The organism is Akkermansiaceae bacterium (assembly GCA_024233115.1).
Classification (GTDB): Bacteria; Verrucomicrobiota; Verrucomicrobiia; order Verrucomicrobiales; family Akkermansiaceae; genus Oceaniferula.
In genome coordinates this window covers 846078-866021 of the sequence record JACKQB010000002.1, presented here as the reverse complement: position 1 = coordinate 866021, position 19944 = coordinate 846078, and the positions used below count along the sequence as shown (strand labels likewise).

The window sequence follows — 19944 nt, the reverse complement described above, 5'->3', positions numbered from 1 at the left end:
CAGGCAACCGAGCGTCTGGTAGTGGCGCAGGGCGCGCTCGGAGAAGCTGTCGCTCACGCGTTTGTCGAGCCCCTCGTCGGCTGCCGGGTAGAAACGCCCGACCGCGCTGTTCACCCAGTCCGCGAGATCCCTCAGGGAGAACTCCGGGTCCATCGACTCGACCTGGTCGAGCTCCTCGACGGCAAGCCTGGGAATGGTGATCACGGGTTCGGTGGTGGTTTTTTTCTTCATGGGCGTGGCCATCATAGGGGCAATATTTAATAATGCAACAAAAAGTTGCAATGGCACCAAAGTAGTGTAAAAATGCAGCCCGGCCCTACGGCGGAACCCCCGGCTGAAAACGGTCGCCCGGTCGCCAAAACAGAAAGTGACCTGCCTCCGGAATCGACAGCGCGGGTGAGTGCGGTTTAAAACCGAAGCAAACAGAACGGTGTTCCCCGTCCCGCGCCTCACGCCAACGGCACGTGCTGCAGGTGTTGCAATCCTGCATTCATGCCGGAAGCGGCCTTTGCCCTGCACCCATTTTTGACTTCCACCCATGCCGACGCCCTGCACACCCCGGACTCCAGGCTACCGTTTCAAGGACGGCAAGCTGATGATATTCAAGGAGGACGAGGTCATGCTCATACGCGGATGGGAGGAGCCCATGGCCATCGCCAAGGGGGAGGGCGCGTGGAAGCCCTTTGTCCCGGAGTTCCGGCTGGTGGCGCCCTACCGCCGGGCGCGGAAGGCGGCGGCGGGAAAGGGGGCGAAGGAGAGGCCCGCCCCGGACGACGCCCAGCTCAGCCTCGACCTGTGGGGGGCGGACGACAGCGGGGAAGCGGCTGCGGACAAACCCGCGACACCGGCACCCCTCACCCTTGCCCGTCAGCGGAAGCGGGCCTTCGACGCGTTCCGTTTCTCGATGCCGGGGGAAGTGGCCAGGGTGCTGGAGCGCTTCCGCAGCCACCAGTGGAGCCTGCTTGTCCTGCTGGCGCACGACCGGAGCTTTCTCGATGTCGCCGTGTCCAACCCGGTGCTTGCCTATGCGGTGGCGGACTGGCTCCCGGAGCACCCGGGACACAAATCCGGACTCGGCAAGATGCCCCAGCGGGACCTCCTCAAGCTGCTCAGGCTACCCGGCACCGCAGCCCTGGTGAAGCTCTTCCGCAAGATCCCGCCGGAGTCGGTGGACCGCCGCCTGTGGAGACTCCTTCTCGCCGTTCTGCGCAAACCCGACGGAGAATCCTCGAAACTGCTGGCGCACGTGCCCACCATCAACGTCGGGGTGATGGAGCTGATCCTCACCCGGCACATCCGGCCCGCTGTGACCCCCGCGTTGCTGGAGGAGGTGGCGGCGGACAAGCGGGAGAAATACCGTGGGTGCGCCGCCGCCATGCTCCGTGACATTGCGGCGATGGAGGACGAACTCAGGGACGGCCACCGGCTGCCCCCGCTGAGATCCGTCGCGCGGCTCCGGGAACTGCACGCGCATGTCTCGGAGGAGTTCCGGAAACTCGAAACCCTGCGCAAGGTCCACGGCCCGCTGCCCCTGCCGCCGCTGCCCGGCATCCGGGGGAGGATCGCCCCGTTGCGCTCCCAAAGCGATCTGCTGGCGGAGGGGCGGGAGCAGAAGAACTGCGTGGCCAGCTACACGTCGGAGGTGGCGGCGGGAAAATGCTACATCTACCGGGTGCTGTACCCGAGCCGGGCGACGCTGTGCATCCGCCGGATGCACGACGGCAACTGGGGCATCTCCGAACTCGAGGCCTCCTGCAACCGCAAAGCCCCCGCAGCCACCCGCGCATTTGTCGAGGAGTGGCTGGCACCGTGCAGGATCGGAGTCTAGCGGGGCGGGGAGCTTGTGGAACAGCGGGTGGTGTTTGAAGTTGTCTTGGCCACCGTATTTTGCATAGTTAGATAAATTCCATGAAACCAACTTTCAATGAGCATACTGTTCTGGACGGGTATCGTCTCATTCGTTTCATCGGAAGAGGAGGTTTCGGTGAGGTTTGGTTATGTCGTTCCGAAGTGATGGGCGACTACCGGGCCTTGAAGATGATTTCCACATCCAACCCCGGGCATTTGGAGAAGGAGTATCAATCGCTGCTGCATTATCGTAATGCGGCGGCTCGGCTTCGCTCACCTCACCTGGTTGCTATCGAGCATGTGAATCATGACAAAAACGGGCTTTATTACATCATGCCCCTGGCCGATGGACTTGGCTCCGAAGACCCCGGGGATCCGGATTGGGTGCCCATGAGTTTGGCTGCGAAAATTGAGGCGCAGAGGAACCGGCCCGGGTGGTTTTCTAGTCGGGAAATTGTGGATACCGTGGGGAAAATTCTCCAGGCGTTACAGACGGTTTCTGATGCGGGCCTCGTCCATCGTGATGTCAAGCCGGACAACATACTCTACTTTAACGGCCAGCCCTGCCTGGGGGATGTCAGTTTGCTGGGAGAGGATGCGGCGATCATTACAAGGCGGGGCACTCCGGGTTATGGAACACCGTCGTGGTATATTGGCGGGCACCCGGACATGTATGGTGCCGCGGCGACCCTGTACACATTGCTAACAGGAAATTCACCGGACAAAATGGGGAGGACTGCATTTCTCTGGCCGCCGCAAGGTCAGGATCGTTTTTCTGAAAGCGAGCGTTCCGAATGGAAGCGGCTACACGGTGTCATACGCCGCGCCACTGAAGAAGCTGTAGCGGAGAGATACGTTGATTTCAATGCCATGGCAAAAGACCTTGAAGGCGTGGCGCCGGAGAAGGCCAAGCCGTCAAAGGCACACATGACAATGGCTGTGCTGGGTATGGCTCTAATGGTCATGCTGGTCATTGCGTGGATGAGCCGTCCTGTGGGGGAGTCCCGCGCCCAGGACAGTGGGGAGGCGCAGGCACCCCGCACCCTTTCGCCGGGGGGTGGGGCTACCGGTAACCCTCCAGAACTGACCGATGAAGAGAAGGCCGATTACCGGGCCATGGCTGCGATGGTTCAAGCATACATGGAAGACGGCAAATATGAGAATGCCCTTGCCTGTATAGAAACCCTTTGGGCTACCTATCCCCAATCCCGGGATCAACCATCGTATTCGATAGCGCGTGCCATGGCACTGCAGTCGCTGGGGCGCATTGATGAAGCCAAGGATGAGCTGAAAAAGGAAGTTCACCTGTCCCCCCAAATCGCTCCCATGACTGCCCGGAAAAAAATATGGGAAGAATTGGGTGATTTGAATGCCGCGGAACACGACTTGACGAGAATCCTTGATAAGTATGGGCTGAATACATTTGTCCTCTATCTGCGGGCTGATGTCAGGGCACAGAGAGGTAATATCAAGGGGGTGCATGCGGACAGGCAGTTGGCATACAAAGCCAACCCCAAGGAGCTGGAGCAGCGAAAGCTGGTGGACTCAATGTGGGCTGCATACGAAGCGGACTACCCGGCCTACAAGCAATACTTGGAGAATACAAAGCCGAAGACAGGGGGGCGGGTTGACGGGGCGTTAAAAGGCCTGGCGGGAATCAAACATGATGATGCCTGGGTTCTCGAAGTCTTTGACTCCATCGTGGACGACATTGTGAACCCGGGGGTCCCTTACAGCCAGAGCGCAATGAAAAGCAGGAGGATGATCTCAGGAATGATGCGGGACAGTTATCAAAAAGGGGATTACGCCACTACATTAGGCCTGCTCGAACGGACAACCCATTCCATCCCAGCCCTGGCTAAGACTCCTGTGCTGTCGCTTTTCCGGGCCCTGCTTCTCAAACGTCTGGGCAGAGACAAGGAGACCGGAGCGGAACTCATCAGGCTCTGTCATCGTGACGACAACCCGAGGCTCATAGAAGCACGCATCAGCCTGCTCAATGCCCTGGACCGCAAACAGGAAGCCCGGGAGTTGCTGACCAGGATGATTCAAGCGATCCAGTCGTCCGGCCAGCGGAGCGGGGAACAGTCGATTCGTCTACTCAAACAACGCGCCAGAATCAATGTCGTCATGGGGGATTTCGGCAAGGCTCACGCTGATTACGCAGAGGCCCTGGCGCTTGCTGCACAATTGCCGGACAAAAAACACGCCCTCGGAATCAAGGAGGCGGGGAAGGCCATGGAAAGGATTTACCCGGGGTATCAATCCGATCTGGAAAAATAGTTTCATTTTATCGGGGAGATAATGAGAGTCCATCCGAACAAGGGGATGGAGAAGGTTGCATCCTTGATTCTTTCATGAGCCCCCCGGGTGATTGATGGGAAGCCGGGGTAGCCGGATCTGCTCCCGGAAAACGGGGCTAAACCCAATTGAAAACCAAATTACCAACTAAACCATTATGAAAAAGTATCTACTCGTAGCCGTCACAGCTATCATTGCGTCTGTAGGAATCACTTATGCTGCACATTCCATGCGAGACGTGGAAGGTTGTTCGAAATGTGAATTAGGCCATAAGTGTTCCCATTGCAGCGGATCAGGATGGCGTCCGGGCAGCAATCAAAAGTGTGCCTGGTGCAATGGCTCTGGTGCTGACAGTTCGTATTAGGATTGTGTGTTAAAGAGGTTGGCCTCTTACTACGGTGGGAGGCCAACCCAAACTTTGCCCCCGTAACCATGGACGTTCTTGATTGGTTTTGTCTATCAGGCGATCAGCTTGCACAGGGAAGTGTTTTTACTAACAATGGAATTAGTCGGTTTCGGGTTCTGGAGGAAATGTCACCTTCCCCGACTCGCCGTCCTGATTGTTAGCGTCGGGGGATTTTCTTGTTTCTCTCCCATAGCGGGTTCGGCTGAACCCGGGAAGCTGCCCGCATTAGAAAGTTTCTTTTCAAAATCGACTCATTTTGCCGAGAGCCTGAGTCCGGACGGCGCACAGGTGGCTTATCTTAGTGAGGGAGAAAATGGGCGCAACATATTGTGGCTTGTCGGTATAGATTCGGCATCAGGTGATCCCAGGCGGATCTCGTTTGAAGATCATGGTGTCGTCTGTTATTTTTGGATAGGGAGCCAATTTATTTTTTGGCAGTCCAGTGGGCCGGAAGGCAGGGTGCGGCTATTTCTCTCTGACCTTGGTAAGAGGGCAACGCGGGAGATCTTAACGGAAAAGGGTAAGTCGGTTTCCTTGCAAGGTGTAGCCAGTGCGGGGAAACCCTGGATCTTGATAGGTCTCGCAGACACCCCGACAGCATTCCCCGACCTCTACCGGTTGGATTTAAGGGAAGGAGCCAAGCCTGTATTGCTGTGCAAAAACAGCCATGAAATCATGGCTTGGGCATGGGATTCCAAGGGGGAGGCAGTGGCGGGTCTGCGATGGACTCAAGCTGGTGCCAAGGAGTTACTGAGGTTGGATGACGGCGGGGCTAGAGTTGTTTTTAAGGGAGAGCCAGAGGATGACCTGCGTTTGTTGTCAGCTACGCCTGATGGCTCCCGGGTATTGGTGCTGACCAACAAGGATACAGACATCACGCGCCTGGAATTCATTGATCTGGACAGCGGTCAGCGGACAAAGGTGGCTGCTGACCCACTTGGAAAATTAGATATTGGCGAAGTCATCTTTGACAGTGGGCAAGGGCTCGTTCTCGCCACCAATTATGTGGATGTAAAGTTGCGGTGGAAATCAGAGTCCAAGACATTTAATCAATTGCTTCACTCGGTTTCTGCCATGCCGGGTTTTGATCGGATGATTTGCCTGGGTTTTGACTCTGACAAAAGACGGTTTTTAATAAAAACCATCACGGACAGGGACCCTGGCACAGTGTATCTTTATGATCTTAAATCCCGGAGTATCCGCAAGCTCTGGGTAGAACAGCCTATGATTGATCGGTCCGCTTTATGTAAAACCAGGAGATACGATTACAAAGCACGGGACGGTTGCCGTATCCCGGCTTACTTGACGCTTCCCCTGCATGCAGAAAAGCCTTGGCCCTTGGTCGTATTTCCACACGGGGGGCCAAGGATGCGAACTTCTCCAGGCTATGATGGCCGGGTGCAGTTTCTGGCAAGTAGGGGTTATGCTGTGCTCCAGCCCAACTTCCGGGGATCGCGAGGTTACGGAAAAAAATTCATGAATGCTGGTGACGGCCAGTGGGGGAGAGGGGTGATGCAAAATGACATCACTGATGGCGTGGATAACCTGCTGCGTAAGGGCATCGTTGACCGGCGCCGCGTTGCCATTTTAGGAGGGTCGTATGGTGGTTATGCTGCACTCGCAGGCTTGGCATTCACGCCGATGCGTTATGCAGCAGGCATTAGTTTGTTTGGTATATCCGATTTACAATCCTATGCCAGTTACGCACCGATCGAGTGGCAGGCATATACAGGAGACACGGTACGTCGTCTCGGCGGGGCAAAGGCTTTTGAGTCTCTTGAGCATCTTTCACCTGTGAACCATGCCGCTTCGATCATGGCTCCCTTGCTTATCTATCATGGAGTAAAGGACAAGCTGATCCCCGTCAGTCATGCAAACCGAATGGTCAGCGCAATGCGTGAGTACGGCAAGCAAGTGGAGTATCTACAAGCAGATGACGAGGCGCACGGTTTTTCCCGGCCCGAATCAGAAATGGCGGTTTACCGGGCCATCGAGATATTTTTGCATCAACACATCGGAGGGAAAGTAGGGCCGTTACCCGCAGAAGCAGTCACCGCCAGGCTCACGCAATTTCGTAGAGCCGGAAAACCGAAACCGGTTATTGATGACGCGGGCAAATGTAGATGAGCGTTCAATGGACGGCAGGCGATTGGCTGGGTGAATAGGTATTTTTTAAACTCTGGGGGAGATATTGTGAATCCTCCCGAATAAGGGGGTGTCCCGGTTGACGTCTTTCATTCTGTGATGCGCCTGCGGGCATTTGATAAAAAAGCCTTCCCGGAACCTATAAATAGCCGTATCAAGACATGGTAACAATGCCTGCGCAATTTCCACCGACATCCGTTAATCTGCTCTCCAAATTAAAAGAGGGTGGTGACTCACATTGGCAGGTGTCCTGGAAGAGGTTTCTAGAGCTATACCATGCGCCTATTGAGATGATCGCCCGGGCCTGTTACCGGCACCATACCGGCGGGCACGAGCCGAGTTCGGGGTTGATAGAGGATGCCGTGGCAAACACCGTTGCTGATTTTTTCGCCCGTGGACAACACCGCTATGACAGATCGAAGGGCAGGCTCCGTGCCTACCTCCGGATGTTGACGAACGCGCGTGTGGTGGATTTGCTGCGTAAAGAGCGCCCGATCAATCACCAGCCAATAACAAGCAGCGTCGAGACCCCGGACATGGAGCTTCCGGCAGAATCGCAGACAGAGATGGCGGCGTTCAAGCAATCCCTGCTCGCTACCTTGGTTGAGGACCTGCGTAACCGCATCCCGCTTCGTCAGTTTGAAATTTTCGAACGGGTAAAGCTTAAACACCAATCACCCCAGTATGTGGCGGAGGATCTCGGAATACAACGGGCGATGATCGACCGCAATATCTACAAGGCGATGACGGCACTCCGCGATTTAGCCCAACAGCCGGAATATCAGGAGGAATTTTATGAATAATTGTTATGGGCATGTAGCGAGAGCCGCCCACCTCATTCACCTCAGAACGACATTAAAGCCATGGACACCATTACTTTATTAACCCGCCTAAGCAGCGAGCCATACACGCAGGAAGAAGAAGCCAGCCTGATCAATGAGCTGTCGGCGGCCTATCACATGGACGAAGCCTCTGCGGGCAGCCGCGACGTCCAGCGCATTGCGGAAAAAGTCCGGATCCGGCTAGCCAAGGAGGAAGATGGCAATGACTCATAGACTCATAATTACCAGCCTGCCGCCCCCCGAAATGCCTAATCGTGAAATTCGACGGAAAATTGTCTAGATTATGCTTCCACTGAAGCAGGTGATGTATTAGAGCGTGTCTAAAAAGTCCTAACGGGCTAATCTAGCAGTCATGATCCTCGACATTGCTATTAGAATGAAGGCCTCAGATGACTCGACGGATGTTTCATAGTCCTTGGACAGTCTCCTTGATTTGGATAGCCAGCCGAAGGTTCGCTCCACGATCCATCTCTTTGGAAGCACCTTGAACCCCGACACCTTGTCGCATCGTCTTACGATATCGAGTTTGATCCACCTATGGCGTTTCAGCATCGCCACCCAATCCACCAGTTTGCCCGCGTATGCGGAGTCAGCCCAAATAACCTTGAGCCAACCGAAGCTGCCATGGGCTTTTTCAAGCAGTAGGCGGGCTCCATCACGATCCTGGATGTCCGCGGTATGAACCTTCAGTCCGAGGATGAGTCCAAGGGTATCCACGAGTATGTGCCGTTTCCTTCCCTTGACTCTTTTGCCTGCATCATATCCACGAACTCCGGCGTGGTCAGTTGTCTTAACACTCTGGCTGTCGATGGCCGCAGCAGTCGGGGCTTTTTTTTTCCGGCCTTAAGCCGGACAAGACCACGCAGGTGGTCGTGGATTTCCTGCCAAAGGCCGCACTGCTTCCACTTCATGAAGTAATAGTAGCAGATCCTCCACGGCGGCAGGTCATGGGGCATCATCCTCCATGCACAACCACTGCGCACAATGTAGAAAATCGCGTTGACGATCTCACGCCTGGCATATCTCGCGGGGCGCCCGAGTTTTGAATTGCCGGGAACAAGCTTCTTGAGCACGTCCCATTCCTTGTCTGTCAGGTCGCTAGGATAGGTGTTTCGTTGGTCCATCCATGATTCTATTTCTAACAGAATACATTGTACAGCCTATTCTGGGCAGATGACGACTTTTTAGACACGCTCTTAGAAAAATATTCACTGTTTTGCTACAAAATTCCTAGAGATTCTCAGTCATGAAAACAATAGTCCCAATACATTTGATTCTCATCTTGCTGGTTTTTTTCACCTGTAACTCGTACAGTCAGCAGGCTAAAGGCCTCTATGCATACGTCGATTTTAGGGGGGATTCAGACTCCCGTGCCAAAGTGGCTCAATTCACAAGCGCAGGTAAGAATGGCGGCGGCTACAATTTTAGGATTCCCCCATCGGGTCGGTTGATTACAATCGATTCATCTAAATACCGTGGTGCCGTTTATTATCCCTCTTTAGAATATGGGATATCAGTTCAAACGCATAAGAATAAGCTCAATGAATTGAAGGCTTTTGCAAAGAGGTTCCCCGACAGCAGTCGTTACTTAACTAATATGATTAACAAACTGTCGCTGCGTATCCAGCAAATGGAAAAATCGGCAGAAGTGAACAACGCTCCAGCCAATAAAGATGATTCCACAATCAGTAGTCTCGTGTTGAAGGATGGAAAAACCTATAATGATGTTAGAATTAGAAAAAAATTGCCAGATGCCGTCATGATACTACACAAGGCTGGGACTGCTACCATCCCCTTCGAGCAACTGCCTGATGCATTGGTAAAAAAACTGGGTTTTGATCAAAAAGAGGTTGCGGAATACCGGAAAACTGACGAAGAAAAATGGCAAGAGGAAGAGGATAAGCTCAGAAATGAGATGGCAAAGGAAGAGCTTATTCTAGCAAAAAAAGATAAGTTGAAAAAACTGGCACTAGAAAAGCAGCTTGCTAACTTAGTCAGGCCCATTAGGCCAGCCCACGGCCAAATAGACCGAATTATTCAAGGGCGAGTGCTGAATGTCCTTGATGACGGCATACTTATCTCAATAGGCCAAGCTGGGGTATGCAAGGTCGAAATGGATTCGGCTGGCTATGTTGATGATCAAATCGTTTCCGATATTGTTGAGCTTACAGGGCGTCGTTTTCAGTATATAGCTGTTAGTGGTGCCAAGAAAACAGTTCCTGTATACGTTCCGGTCACCCGAAAGATGCGAAAATATGTCGAAGATAATGACATCTATCTAGCAGCTAGAAATGCTATAGAAAGCGAGATCTCGTCGATAGATGGAGCTGCGCTAGAAAGACGAAAAGATAGAGAGGCATTGCTGGAGGACAAAAAAAAGGCGTTCCTGAGCCTCCATGCACGGCATCAGAGTGCCAAATAGCCCGTAGTGTTATATCGGGGCATTTGCGAACTCGGAACCTCCTGCAGCAACAAGGCCTCGCCGCCGCCCCGCATACCTCGACAAGTTGCTGGCACCGTGCAGGATTGGTGTCTAGCGGGGTGAGGGATGGAATGCTGTTGGAGAGCAACTTTAATTCTGGCATTTGATCCAAAATTATCTATATCTGGGACAGATTTCCATGGCTGAGAAGCAAGAAGAATATACCAATGCCCTGCGAGCCGGGACTCGTCTCGACACCTACGAGATTGAAAAAGTCCTCGGTGCCGGCGGCTTTGGGGTGACCTACCTGGCGCGGGAGGTCAACCTCGGTAAATACTACGCTGTCAAGGAGCTGCTGCCGGACGGTATAGCCGTTCGCCAAGCCGGGGAGGCCACCGTGAGGGCGAAGAGTTCCGGGAATCAGGATGATTTCGAGGCGACGCGGAAGTACTTCATCTCGGAGGCCAGAATCCTCGCCGGAATGAGTCATCCGGCGGTGGTTGGCGTGCATCGCCTGATGGAGGCGAACGGCACCTGCTACATGGTCATGGACTACGTCGAGGGGGAAACGCTGGGGGACTACCTTAAAAAACACGGTGGCACGTTCCGCTCCAAGGCTGAATTTGAGCGGATCTTTTACCCGCTGATGTCGGGGCTGGATTTGCTGCATTCCCAGGGGATCATTCACCGGGACATCAAACCCGGAAACATCATGGTGCAGCCGGACGGCTCTCCTGTATTACTTGACTTCGGGGCGGCCACCCAGACGCAGGGCAAGACGGTGACGATCACCCAGATGCTGAGCGCCGGATATTCGCCCTTCGAGCAATACACCTCCCGGGCGAAGCAGGGCCCCTACACGGACATTTACGCGCTGGGAGCCACGATGCATAAATGCATCACCGGTGAAAAGCCGGATGACGCCAGCGACCGGGTGTATGATGACGGATATAAAGCCTTGGCTAAAAACAAAGAGTATCTGGGGGCTTATGGGAAATCTGTTTTGTCGGCGGTGGACAAGGCATTGTTGATGGATGCGAAAAAAAGGCCGCAGGGGGTAGATGCTTGGCGGGAGATGATGACGCCGAAAGGGGATGCATCTTCCCCGGATCGAGTCAACCCACCGCCATTTCCTAAGATGCGGGGGGCTGATGCTAATGCCACCGTCTCACCTAAAGTTCCGCAGGTATTAGAAGAACCTCAACCGCCTTTACCTTCTCCTGCGCCGATTGCGAACCCTAATCCAGACCCGGTTTTACGGGCACTCAAGCTTAAGCGGTGGAAAAAGGTCAAATCGATCATGACGGCTGTATTGATATCTAGTGCGTTATTATTTGTGTTTGGAGTGATTATGGTTGTGATTCTGGGAGAAGGTGAAAATAAGGGGCGGCAGAGCTCACGTCAAATTGATCCGCGAATGGAGGCCCTTAAGATAGCTCAAGGCTTATTTGCATCGGGCCGGTCTTTCCCGTCTGATTTTTTTGATAAGGTGGATAAGGATGATTTAAAAGCGCTTGCTCAAGAAGGAAATGTGGATGCCCAATTTTTGTGGGGGAGAGTTCACAGCTCATCAGTAGGTTTACAAAATGATGACCGTGAAGCAGTGAAGTGGTATAGAAAAGCAGCCGAGCAGGAGGATGCAAGAGCTCAGAATTGTTTAGGGGAAGCGTATTTCTTTGGGATGGGAGTCGGCAAGAATAAGGCCGAGGGAGTGAAATTGATTAGGAAAGCCGCCGAGCAGGGGTATGCGGAGAGTCAGTATAATCTGGGGCTGATGTATGCCGAAGGAATGGGAGTAATCAAGGATGATCGAGAGGCTGTAAAGTGGTATAGGAAAGCTGCTGAGCAGGGGCTTGCAAGTGCTCAGAATTATTTGGGAGTAATGTATAGCTACGGAAGGGGAGTTGGTAAGGATCGGTGGGAGGCAGCGAAGTGGAGTAGAAAAGCAGCCGATCAGGGGCATGCGTGGGGGCAGTATAATACGGGATATAGTTATTTATACGGCATAGGCGTTGAGAAAAACGAGGAAATGGCCAAATGGTGGCTTCAAAAAGTGGTCGGAAATACTGATCCAGATGCAAAAAAAGCGGCTGAAAAATTGTGGGCTGAAAGGCCGAAGTAACTTTAGATGCGGGTGAAATCAACGCTGACTTCGCCCAGGGTGAGTATGTCGCCTGGGTTGATTCTTGTCCTCTGGCCCGGGTTGAGCGGTGTTCCGTTGATGCGTGTGCCGTTGGCTGATTGTTGGTCGATGATAGCAAAGTTTCCTTTTCTGAATGACAGGATAGCGTGGGCTTTGGAAATGCTTGAGTTGTCGATGACCAAGTGGGCGACTCCCGGTTTTCTTCCGATGGTGAGGTTGTAGCCGTATTGCTTGAGGAGTTCTTCGCTGATAGGGAGTTGAACGTGATGGGCGGATGAGGGGTCGCTTTGTAGCATCCAGGAATGTGATTGTGTCTGTGGTGTTGGTTGAGGTGGCGGTGCTGCTTGGTGAAGGAGCGGGTCTGTAACGATTTTCCCTCCTTCCCACCGAGGACCGTGCGGTGCTGCTACCGGCTGATCCTTGTGCCTGGCTCGTTGAAGTTTTGTATATCCGGAGACGCGGCCGGCATATTGAGCAATTGTCTCCGACTGGGGTTTGTTGCGCAGGGTGACCAGGATGTAGACAGCGAGGGCGAGGATGAGAATGAGCAGGAGCCAGGTTGTCCATCCGAATCCATCGGATAAGATGTCTTCTACGGGAGTCGAGGTGATATTGGCAGAGATGTCTTTTCTCTCAAGGATTTTGATAAGTTCGGTGATGCTGGACGATAGTTTTACGTTGTCTGCGAGAGTTAAGTTATTATCCACTTCAGCGTCTAATCCTGCGGTATTGATACCAATCACTCGACCACACTCATCGAGTAGTGGGCCTCCGCTGTTTCCGTGCCCAATATTCACGTCATGATCGATGACTTCAAGTTTGGTTGAATAATGTTGGAACCATTTACGTTTGGTTGTTTTGCGGATCTCCCCACTGCTGACTGTTGGGTCGAGAATTTGAACGATGCTGGAATCTAAGTCTTTAATAACCCCTCTTTTGTTAGAAAATAGCAACCTGTAGAAATCCTCCATGCTTTCTTTTGGCAGGCTGGCGGAGGCAGGGAAGCCAATGGCGTAGGCTCGGCTTCCTTTTTGGATTGGCGCGCTGCTGAGGGTGAGTTCGTCGCATTCAATATCGGGAACTTGGATGATAGCCATGTCCAATTCTTTATCGGACCACTCAACAGTGGCATCTTGAAGCTCAATGGAGTCTTTTCCGTTTTTTCGACCTGCGACAAGTAGTTTGAGATTGGGGGTGGCAACCACGTGCCAGTTAGTAACGATGAGATTGTCCCCTATGTAAAAACCAGATCCTGAGCTGACACCTTTTTCGTTAGCTGCGAATATCTGCACTACTCCCTGTTCTGCATCTTTGGCCACAAATTTTTTAGGGCCTTTATTGCAGGAGTTGAGGCAGCCAGTCAAAATGAGCAAGCTGGTAAAAAGGATGATATTGAGAGATTGGTGCATGATGATAAATGGGTAGGGGGGAGTTAGTCAAAGTCTATTGCTCAGGAGAAAGGAAATAGCAGAGGATGATGGCGACATCCACCAGAGCGATGAGGATCAAGAGGATGGCGGTAAGGTTCCATTTTAGATTCGATGATGGTGGTGAATCGGATTGATCGGTTTGCGGGATGAAAGCGATGGCCACGGTGGTGTTGTCACTTTTCTCTCCGTTCCGGGCAACGGCGTCCATGACGATCTTTCTAGCGTATTGCTCCATTGTCATGCCCGTGGCGATAGGAGGGAGGGGTTTGTCATTGGGTCCAAGGCTTTCCCAGTAGCCATCGGAGCAGAGGAGAAATGTGTCGCGCGGTGAATAGGTGCAGGAATCGTAGTCCACACCTTTGAAGGTGCTGGCCCCCAGGCTTTTGAGGATACGCCCCTTGTCCGGGTGGGAGTTGAGTTCGTCCTCGGTGATTTCCCCTTGTTGTAGGAGGAGTTGCACAATGGAGTGGTCGAGTGTGCGGGTAATGGATTTGCCGTTGTTGATCCGGTAGAGTCGGCTGTCCCCCATGTGAACCCAGTGCGCTTCTTTTTTGTCGGTATCCAAGTAGAGAGCAACTAACGTGCTGGACGGAGTTCTTCTTTCGTTAGGGTGGAGCTCCCGGATGGCATCGTGCGAGAGCTGGGCGATGGCTGTGAGGTCATCCTCCGGAGCAGGGAAAACACCGTCGTGCATTTGCCAATAGTCCTTGGCGCATTGGATGGCCGCTTGAGACGCCGCGGCGCCACCGACATTGCCGCCCACGCCGTCGGCCACAACGATGAGGTGGGAGCGGTCATTGGACCACATGCCGACCGAGTCCTGTTGTTCCTCCCGAGTCCCGACGTGGGAGAATGAGGTTGTTTCAATATTTTGCATGGCGAATGCGTGAGGTGAGGGGTGATGAGGGAATCAATCGGAAAGAGTGGCCCGCATCAGGCTATTGAGCATACGACCGGAATCGATGATGTATTCACCCTTTCCAATCTGGGCGAGCTGTTTGAGAAAGGTCGGCGCCTTTGGGTCCATGTTTTCGGTGCGGGCCAGGATGGTCGTGATTTTTGCGGAATCAGATCGACGCATAAATTGTTTTGCCAATGCGATTGTTTTGCCGGGGTCCTTGGCTGAGGCATCGGTAATGACAATGATGATCGGCTTACTTTTCCCTGGGCTCCACGGCATGTTGATAGCGTCAGAGATTCCGTAGGACAGGGATTCCGGGAGATCACGGTTGTTGACAACAAAAGCCGTCAGGCTGTCAACAAAGGTGTTAAGCTGATGGAAAGACGTGTCATTCATTTCCCGGAGTGGGAAGGTTTTGGTAACGTAAGTATTGGCGTGACCTCGTTCGACGATATCCTTGTAAGCCACAAATCCAATTCGGGTGCGTTTGTTCACAAGTTTAAGAATGTCCACAACGTCCTTGAGGTTGGCTTTGATGCCGTCGATGTGGTCCTGCATACTGCCGGTGGTGTCACATACGAACACCACTTCGATGTCTTTGGGCTGCAAGGCATCTGCTTTGGTTTCCGCCTTTTTGATGGCCTCTTCGAGCGCGGCTATTTTCCCCTTGGCGGCATCAAGTTCGGCGATCTTCTGTTGGGCTTGCGCTAGTTTTTCTTCCAGCCGTTGGTTTTCGTCGATGGTCGGTGCTTTTTTCAGGTAATAGGGGAAAAGAATCACGGTAATGATGACGAACGCTCCCATAGCCGAAGCAAACAAATCGAGCGAGGAAATGCTGAAGATGTTCAACTGGCGGGATGGACGGCGCATTACATGTGCAAACTAGGATGGAATGCTGTTGGAGAGCAACTTTAATTCTGGCATTTGATCCAAAATTATCTATATCTGGGACAGATTTCCATGGCTGAGAAGCAAGAAGAATATACCAATGCCCTGCGAGCCGGGACTCGTCTCGACACCTACGAGATTGAAAGAGTCCTCGGTGCCGGCGGCTTTGGGGTGACCTACCTGGCGCGGGAGGTCAACCTCGGTAAATACTACGCTGTCAAGGAGCTGCTGCCGGACGGTATAGCCGTTCGCCAAGCCGGGGAGGCCACCGTGAGGGCGAAGAGTTCCGGGAATCAGGATGATTTCGAGGCGACGCGGAAGTACTTCATCTCGGAGGCCAGAATCCTCGCCGGAATGAGTCATCCGGCGGTGGTTGGCGTGCATCGCCTGATGGAGGCGAACGGCACCTGCTACATGGTCATGGACTATGTCGAGGGGGAAACCCTGGGGGACTACCTTAAAAAACACGGTGGCACGTTCCGCTCCAAGGCTGAATTTGAGCGGATCTTTTACCCGCTGATGTCGGGGCTGGATTTGCTGCATTCCCAGGGGATCATTCACCGGGACATCAAACCCGGAAACATCATGGTGCAGCCGGACGGCTCTCCTGTATTACTTGACTTCGGGGCGGCCACCCAGACGCAGGGCAAGACGGTGACGATCACCCAGATGCTGAGCGCCGGATATTCGCCCTTCGAGCAATACACCTCCCGGGCGAAGCAGGGCCCCTACACGGACATTTACGCGCTGGGAGCCACGATGCATAAATGCATCACCGGTGAAAAGCCGGATGACGCCAGCGACCGGGTGTATGAGGATCGTTATCAGCCGTTGGTCGAAAACGAAACCTATGCAGCTCGGTATGGAGTCTCCTTGTTGTCGGCAGTGGATGCGTCTTTGCGGATGGAAATGACCGAGCGTCCACAATCTGTGGAAGTGTGGAAGGGTGTGATGGGTAACGAGGTGAATGTCGTTCGATTCCCAGAGTTCGACCCAGATGCTGATTCCCCCGCTCCTGAAATTTGGCTAGAGGAAGAAAGATTAACCCAAAGTGTAGAAAATGGACAAGCACCACGATCATTGTGGCCTCCAGGTCTGGGAGTGTCTTCCAGGAGACAAAGGCGTGGTTCCCGGAGGTCTGAAAATAAAGTGAAGATGCTTCTGGCGGGCGGAACACCAGAATTTGCGGCTACAGATAATGACGTCTCCGAACCTCCAATCATAAAAGAAGACACGAGCATTCCTGCTTCACCAAAGGATGAGTATCTCGCGAATGACAACGAAATTATCTACAGTGTAATTCGGGATTGGTTCAAATTTGAAGGCAGAATAAGGCGCAGAACCTGGTGGATATGTTGGTGTATTGCCCTGCCGTTGTTGATTTGGGGGAACAATGCAGAGAGTAATCTGTTAGCTTTCATTTGTTTCCTTGCCAATTTCTTACTATTGCTCCCATTAAACGTCAAAAGACTGCATGACGTTGGGTATTCTGGTCACTGGCTTTGGCTGCTCTATGCGTCGAGTTTCTATTTATCCAGCCTAGACCTATTCATGGGAGTTCCGGGTCTTCTTCTTCTGTCCCTTGGCCTGGCTTCAGTCTTCAGTATATTTTATATTACTGGTCTCATTTGTTTCCAGAAAGGTCGAAATAAAGCGAACAAATTTGGTGCTGCCCCCAGTCATATACAAGAGATTTGGCTGTAGTTACGCGTGAGAGGTATAGCGCTCAACTCTCCGAGATCAAGGTCAAGAACTACAGTCAGCATCCCACGAAACGATCCAGGCCGGTTGCTCTCAAAGGTGGCATGCCAAGGCCAGTTGATGGACATAGATCTGATGAATAAAATAGGCAGTTTGTTTGGTTGTCATCATCTGTTAATTCTGTAGTCTCCTGCTATGTCTTCAGCTCATCAAATGACGAACCAGAGGTGTTCCATGAAGTTGGTTGTTCGCAGTGCCGTAGTCTGGCTTCTCGGGCTTGGTTGTGTGATGGGGGGATTTGACCCGTTGTTCACCTCGGCAACCGAGGATGATGGCAAACCGCCGAAGGTGGTGTTTGACTACAAGCTCCTGCCGCATGAGGCGGTGAGCAAGGTGGAGGTGAAAGCGGACGGGCAGGATGTTATCGCCAATTTGGTTTCTTACACTGATGACGCAGCAAAAAAATCAGCGGTGCTGTTTTTGGTGGATACCAGCGATGCCCGGCGCGGCCAGGAAATGTTGCAGGTTAAAAAACTGATAACGGCGACCTTGGCCAAGGCCAGGGACGGCAGGCACAATATTGGCGTGTATCCATTCACTGGGCAGCTTAATAATGCGTTTGCCCCGATGGGCAGCTCCTTGAAGGATGTGGCCCAAAAAGTAAAGTCGTTGGAGGCCGGTGGGAAAAACACCATTCTTTATGGCAGTGTGATTAAGGCGATTGCGGAGCTGGAGAAGGTGCAGGCGGACAGAAAATCTCTGGTTGTGATCTCTGACTGGCAAAGTGAGGATGTGGTGTGGGGTGCCAAGGACTTTACGAAGCGGGCGACGAAGCGGCTGAAAGATTTGCGTATTGTGTGTCACAGCATTATTTTAGTACACACATCGGATAGTGAGCTGGATGTCGCGGAAGCACTCACTAATGTGATGCACGGACAGATGATCAAGGTGGATAAGGCAAACATCACGATCCCCTCATCCTTTGTCGCGGGGCTTTATCAAGACCTCGAATCCGGTGGATCGGCCCAGATTGATTTGATTGGGCGCGAGCAGGCGAAGAAGGTGGAGCTTTCGGTAGAGGTTGAGGACGGAAAAAAATACACTTTCACGTATGACCGGACTGAGAAGCTCAACAATCAGCAACCGTCCGCTGCTGAAAAAATTCTAGGGGATGCAACAGCGAAGGTGGATGCACTCGTCAAAGAAGCAGTAGAGGCTGTTGGGAAAATAGATCCCGCTTCGACAGATAGGCTGGTCGAGTCAAAAAAAATCACCGATGCAGCCATGGTCAAAGTGACGGCAGCCGTGGACCAGGCAAAGAAAATGATAGCCGATGCCAAGCTTACCAAAGAAGAGGCTGACAAGGCGGTGTCCGGACTCGATAAGCTGGCAGACGATGCGAAGCTCAGCTTTGAAGATCTCTTGAAGGGGCTCGGGGAAAAAGTGCCCCCCGCGGATGAAGAAGACGATGCTGCATCCGCCGGGCCGGACTCACCCGCGTCTACCAAAGCCGATGCCAAGCGTCTGTTCGGCCTCCCCATGTTTGGAGTGATTGGGGTTGTTGTGGCTGTTATCTTGGCAATTGTTATTTTTGTTCTGAACCGTAAGAAAACGCAACATGACGATCTGGGAGATTTTCCGATCAGTCCAGCCACCGACGCACAGTTCGCCGAGGTGGAGGATGTGACGGACCCGGGTATTCCCGGATCGGTGTATCCCAAGGAATTTGAGTTTGGGAATGGCACTGCGATTTGCCAGACACTTCCGGCGGCCAGTGAGACGGTCGTTGCCCAGCTTCTCTTTGGTGACGGTGGAAAGTATGGGGTGTTTCCCATCAGTAAAACAGCAGTTAGGATTGGGCGCGGCAGCGATAACGACCTCACCTTTAAAAACGACAGCGTGTCCCGGCATCATGCGGAAATCCTTTGCAAGAGGGATGGCAAGTTCATCGTCACTGATCTGGATTCAGGGAATGGGGTGTTGGTTAATGGAGTGGAGGTTACCCAGAAAGAGCTTCGCGCTGGTGACTCTTTGGAGGTGGGGGAAGTATGCTTCACTTTTAGCCTGAAATCCTAGTTAGGTAGCCGTCCCTGGCCTGTCCATTAGGGGGAACATCATCACAATGAAAAGACTATCCACGGCCCTTCTCTCACTCGGGGTAGCCATTGCGATAGTGGTGTTCCTCAACATCTTGCTCAAGGGTGGTTGCGATTCGGCCAAGCTGTTGATCAATAAGGCCACCGAGGAAAAAGTGTATCTATCAGAGCAGGCATTCATGTGGGCTTTTTTCTGCATAGGGGCTGGTGAACTGCTTTTGAGATTCAGAGATTCCAGCAGGGAAGTCCATCAACTCCACCGGAAAATCCTTCCAGAGGACGAGTCGGTTGTTTTAACCTCCAAGGAGCTTCCCGAGCTTTACAAGCGTGCCCAAAAAGCAGGGGACGCCTACTTGCCGAGACTGATCCAGCGGATCGTCAGGAAGTTTCAAATGTCAAACTCATCAGAGCAGGCGAACAGCGTGATGGATTCCAGTCTGGAGCTGTTCCTCCACGAAATCGACCTTAAATACAACATGCTGCGTTACATCATGTGGGTGATCCCGACGATTGGTTTCATTGGCACCGTGCGCGGGATTGCCGACGGGCTGAACCGGGCCGCTGCGGAATCTCATGCGGGAAATACAGACGACTTGCTCTATGTGGTTTCCATGGATCTTGGAGTTGCTTTTTACACCACCTTACTTGCTCTGGTGATGTCCGGGGTACTCGTGTTAATGATGCACATTTGCCAAGGCCGGGAAGAGGGCTCTCTGAATCAATCAGGGCAATATTGCATCGACCACCTCATCAATAAGCTCTACAATCCGTAGGAATCCAGTCCACAAGTTTTTTAGAACATCACCCGTATTCACAGACTA

The 19944-nt window shown here is 52.8% G+C and carries 15 protein-coding genes; 10 read left to right on the top strand and 5 right to left on the bottom strand.

What is annotated here, in order from left to right:
* Window positions 1–246 (bottom strand): hypothetical protein (locus tag H7A51_07880; protein MCP5536144.1); only part of this gene is annotated, 246 nt, incomplete at its 3' end.
* Between the two features lie 292 nt (window positions 247–538).
* Between H7A51_07880 and H7A51_07875 the strand changes: the two genes are divergently transcribed.
* From H7A51_07875 to H7A51_07855, 5 genes are all read left to right on the top strand, one after another.
* Complete coding sequence (locus H7A51_07875; GenBank protein MCP5536143.1) at window positions 539–1828, top strand: PcfJ domain-containing protein; 1290 nt, start codon at window positions 539–541, stop codon at window positions 1826–1828.
* Between the two features lie 80 nt (window positions 1829–1908).
* A complete protein-coding gene (locus tag H7A51_07870; protein ID MCP5536142.1) occupies window positions 1909–4131 on the top strand; it encodes a hypothetical protein in 2223 nt (740 codons plus the stop codon).
* A gap of 460 nt (window positions 4132–4591) precedes the next feature.
* Window positions 4592–6682: a S9 family peptidase gene (locus tag H7A51_07865; protein MCP5536141.1), complete on the top strand. Its 2091-nt coding sequence runs from the start codon at window positions 4592–4594 to the stop codon at window positions 6680–6682.
* A gap of 188 nt (window positions 6683–6870) precedes the next feature.
* Window positions 6871–7503, top strand: coding sequence for a sigma-70 family RNA polymerase sigma factor (locus H7A51_07860; protein MCP5536140.1), 633 nt, complete (start codon window positions 6871–6873; stop codon window positions 7501–7503).
* A gap of 60 nt (window positions 7504–7563) precedes the next feature.
* Window positions 7564–7755, top strand: coding sequence for a hypothetical protein (locus H7A51_07855; GenBank protein ID MCP5536139.1), 192 nt, complete (start codon window positions 7564–7566; stop codon window positions 7753–7755).
* Between the two features lie 117 nt (window positions 7756–7872).
* On the opposite strand, the gene H7A51_07850 is transcribed toward H7A51_07855, so the two are convergent.
* Window positions 7873–8666 (bottom strand): IS5 family transposase gene (locus H7A51_07850; protein MCP5536138.1). Its coding sequence is split into 2 segments (ribosomal slippage): window positions 7873–8372 and window positions 8372–8666, totalling 795 coding nucleotides; the frame shifts between segments, so codons are not numbered across the junction.
* Between the two features lie 122 nt (window positions 8667–8788).
* Between H7A51_07850 and H7A51_07845 the strand changes: the two genes are divergently transcribed.
* Entirely contained in the window at window positions 8789–9964 is a 1176-nt protein-coding gene (locus H7A51_07845; protein ID MCP5536137.1) for a hypothetical protein, read from the top strand.
* 199 nt (window positions 9965–10163) lie between these two features.
* Window positions 10164–12086: an SEL1-like repeat protein gene (locus H7A51_07840; GenBank protein ID MCP5536136.1), complete on the top strand. Its 1923-nt coding sequence runs from the start codon at window positions 10164–10166 to the stop codon at window positions 12084–12086.
* A gap of 2 nt (window positions 12087–12088) precedes the next feature.
* On the opposite strand, the gene H7A51_07835 is transcribed toward H7A51_07840, so the two are convergent.
* The 3 genes from H7A51_07835 to H7A51_07825 are packed head-to-tail and all read right to left on the bottom strand — an operon-like array spanning window position 12089 to window position 15308.
* Window positions 12089–13516: a trypsin-like peptidase domain-containing protein gene (locus H7A51_07835; protein ID MCP5536135.1), complete on the bottom strand. Its 1428-nt coding sequence runs from the start codon at window positions 13514–13516 to the stop codon at window positions 12089–12091.
* Between the two features lie 34 nt (window positions 13517–13550).
* A complete protein-coding gene (locus H7A51_07830) occupies window positions 13551–14414 on the bottom strand; it encodes a protein phosphatase 2C domain-containing protein (protein MCP5536134.1) in 864 nt (287 codons plus the stop codon).
* Window positions 14415–14447: 33 nt separating this feature from the next.
* Entirely contained in the window at window positions 14448–15308 is an 861-nt protein-coding gene (locus H7A51_07825) for a VWA domain-containing protein (GenBank protein MCP5536133.1), read from the bottom strand.
* Between the two features lie 90 nt (window positions 15309–15398).
* On the opposite strand from H7A51_07825, the gene H7A51_07820 reads away from it, so the two are divergent.
* The 3 genes from H7A51_07820 to H7A51_07810 all read left to right on the top strand — a co-directional run bounded on the left by H7A51_07820 (window position 15399) and on the right by H7A51_07810 (window position 19896).
* A complete protein-coding gene (locus tag H7A51_07820) occupies window positions 15399–17030 on the top strand; it encodes a protein kinase (GenBank protein MCP5536132.1) in 1632 nt (543 codons plus the stop codon).
* Between the two features lie 231 nt (window positions 17031–17261).
* Window positions 17262–19103, top strand: a complete 1842-nt coding sequence (locus H7A51_07815; GenBank protein ID MCP5536131.1) for an FHA domain-containing protein — start codon at window positions 17262–17264, stop codon at window positions 19101–19103.
* Between the two features lie 46 nt (window positions 19104–19149).
* A complete protein-coding gene (locus H7A51_07810) occupies window positions 19150–19896 on the top strand; it encodes a MotA/TolQ/ExbB proton channel family protein (GenBank protein MCP5536130.1) in 747 nt (248 codons plus the stop codon).
* Window positions 19897–19944: the final 48 nt, after the last annotated feature.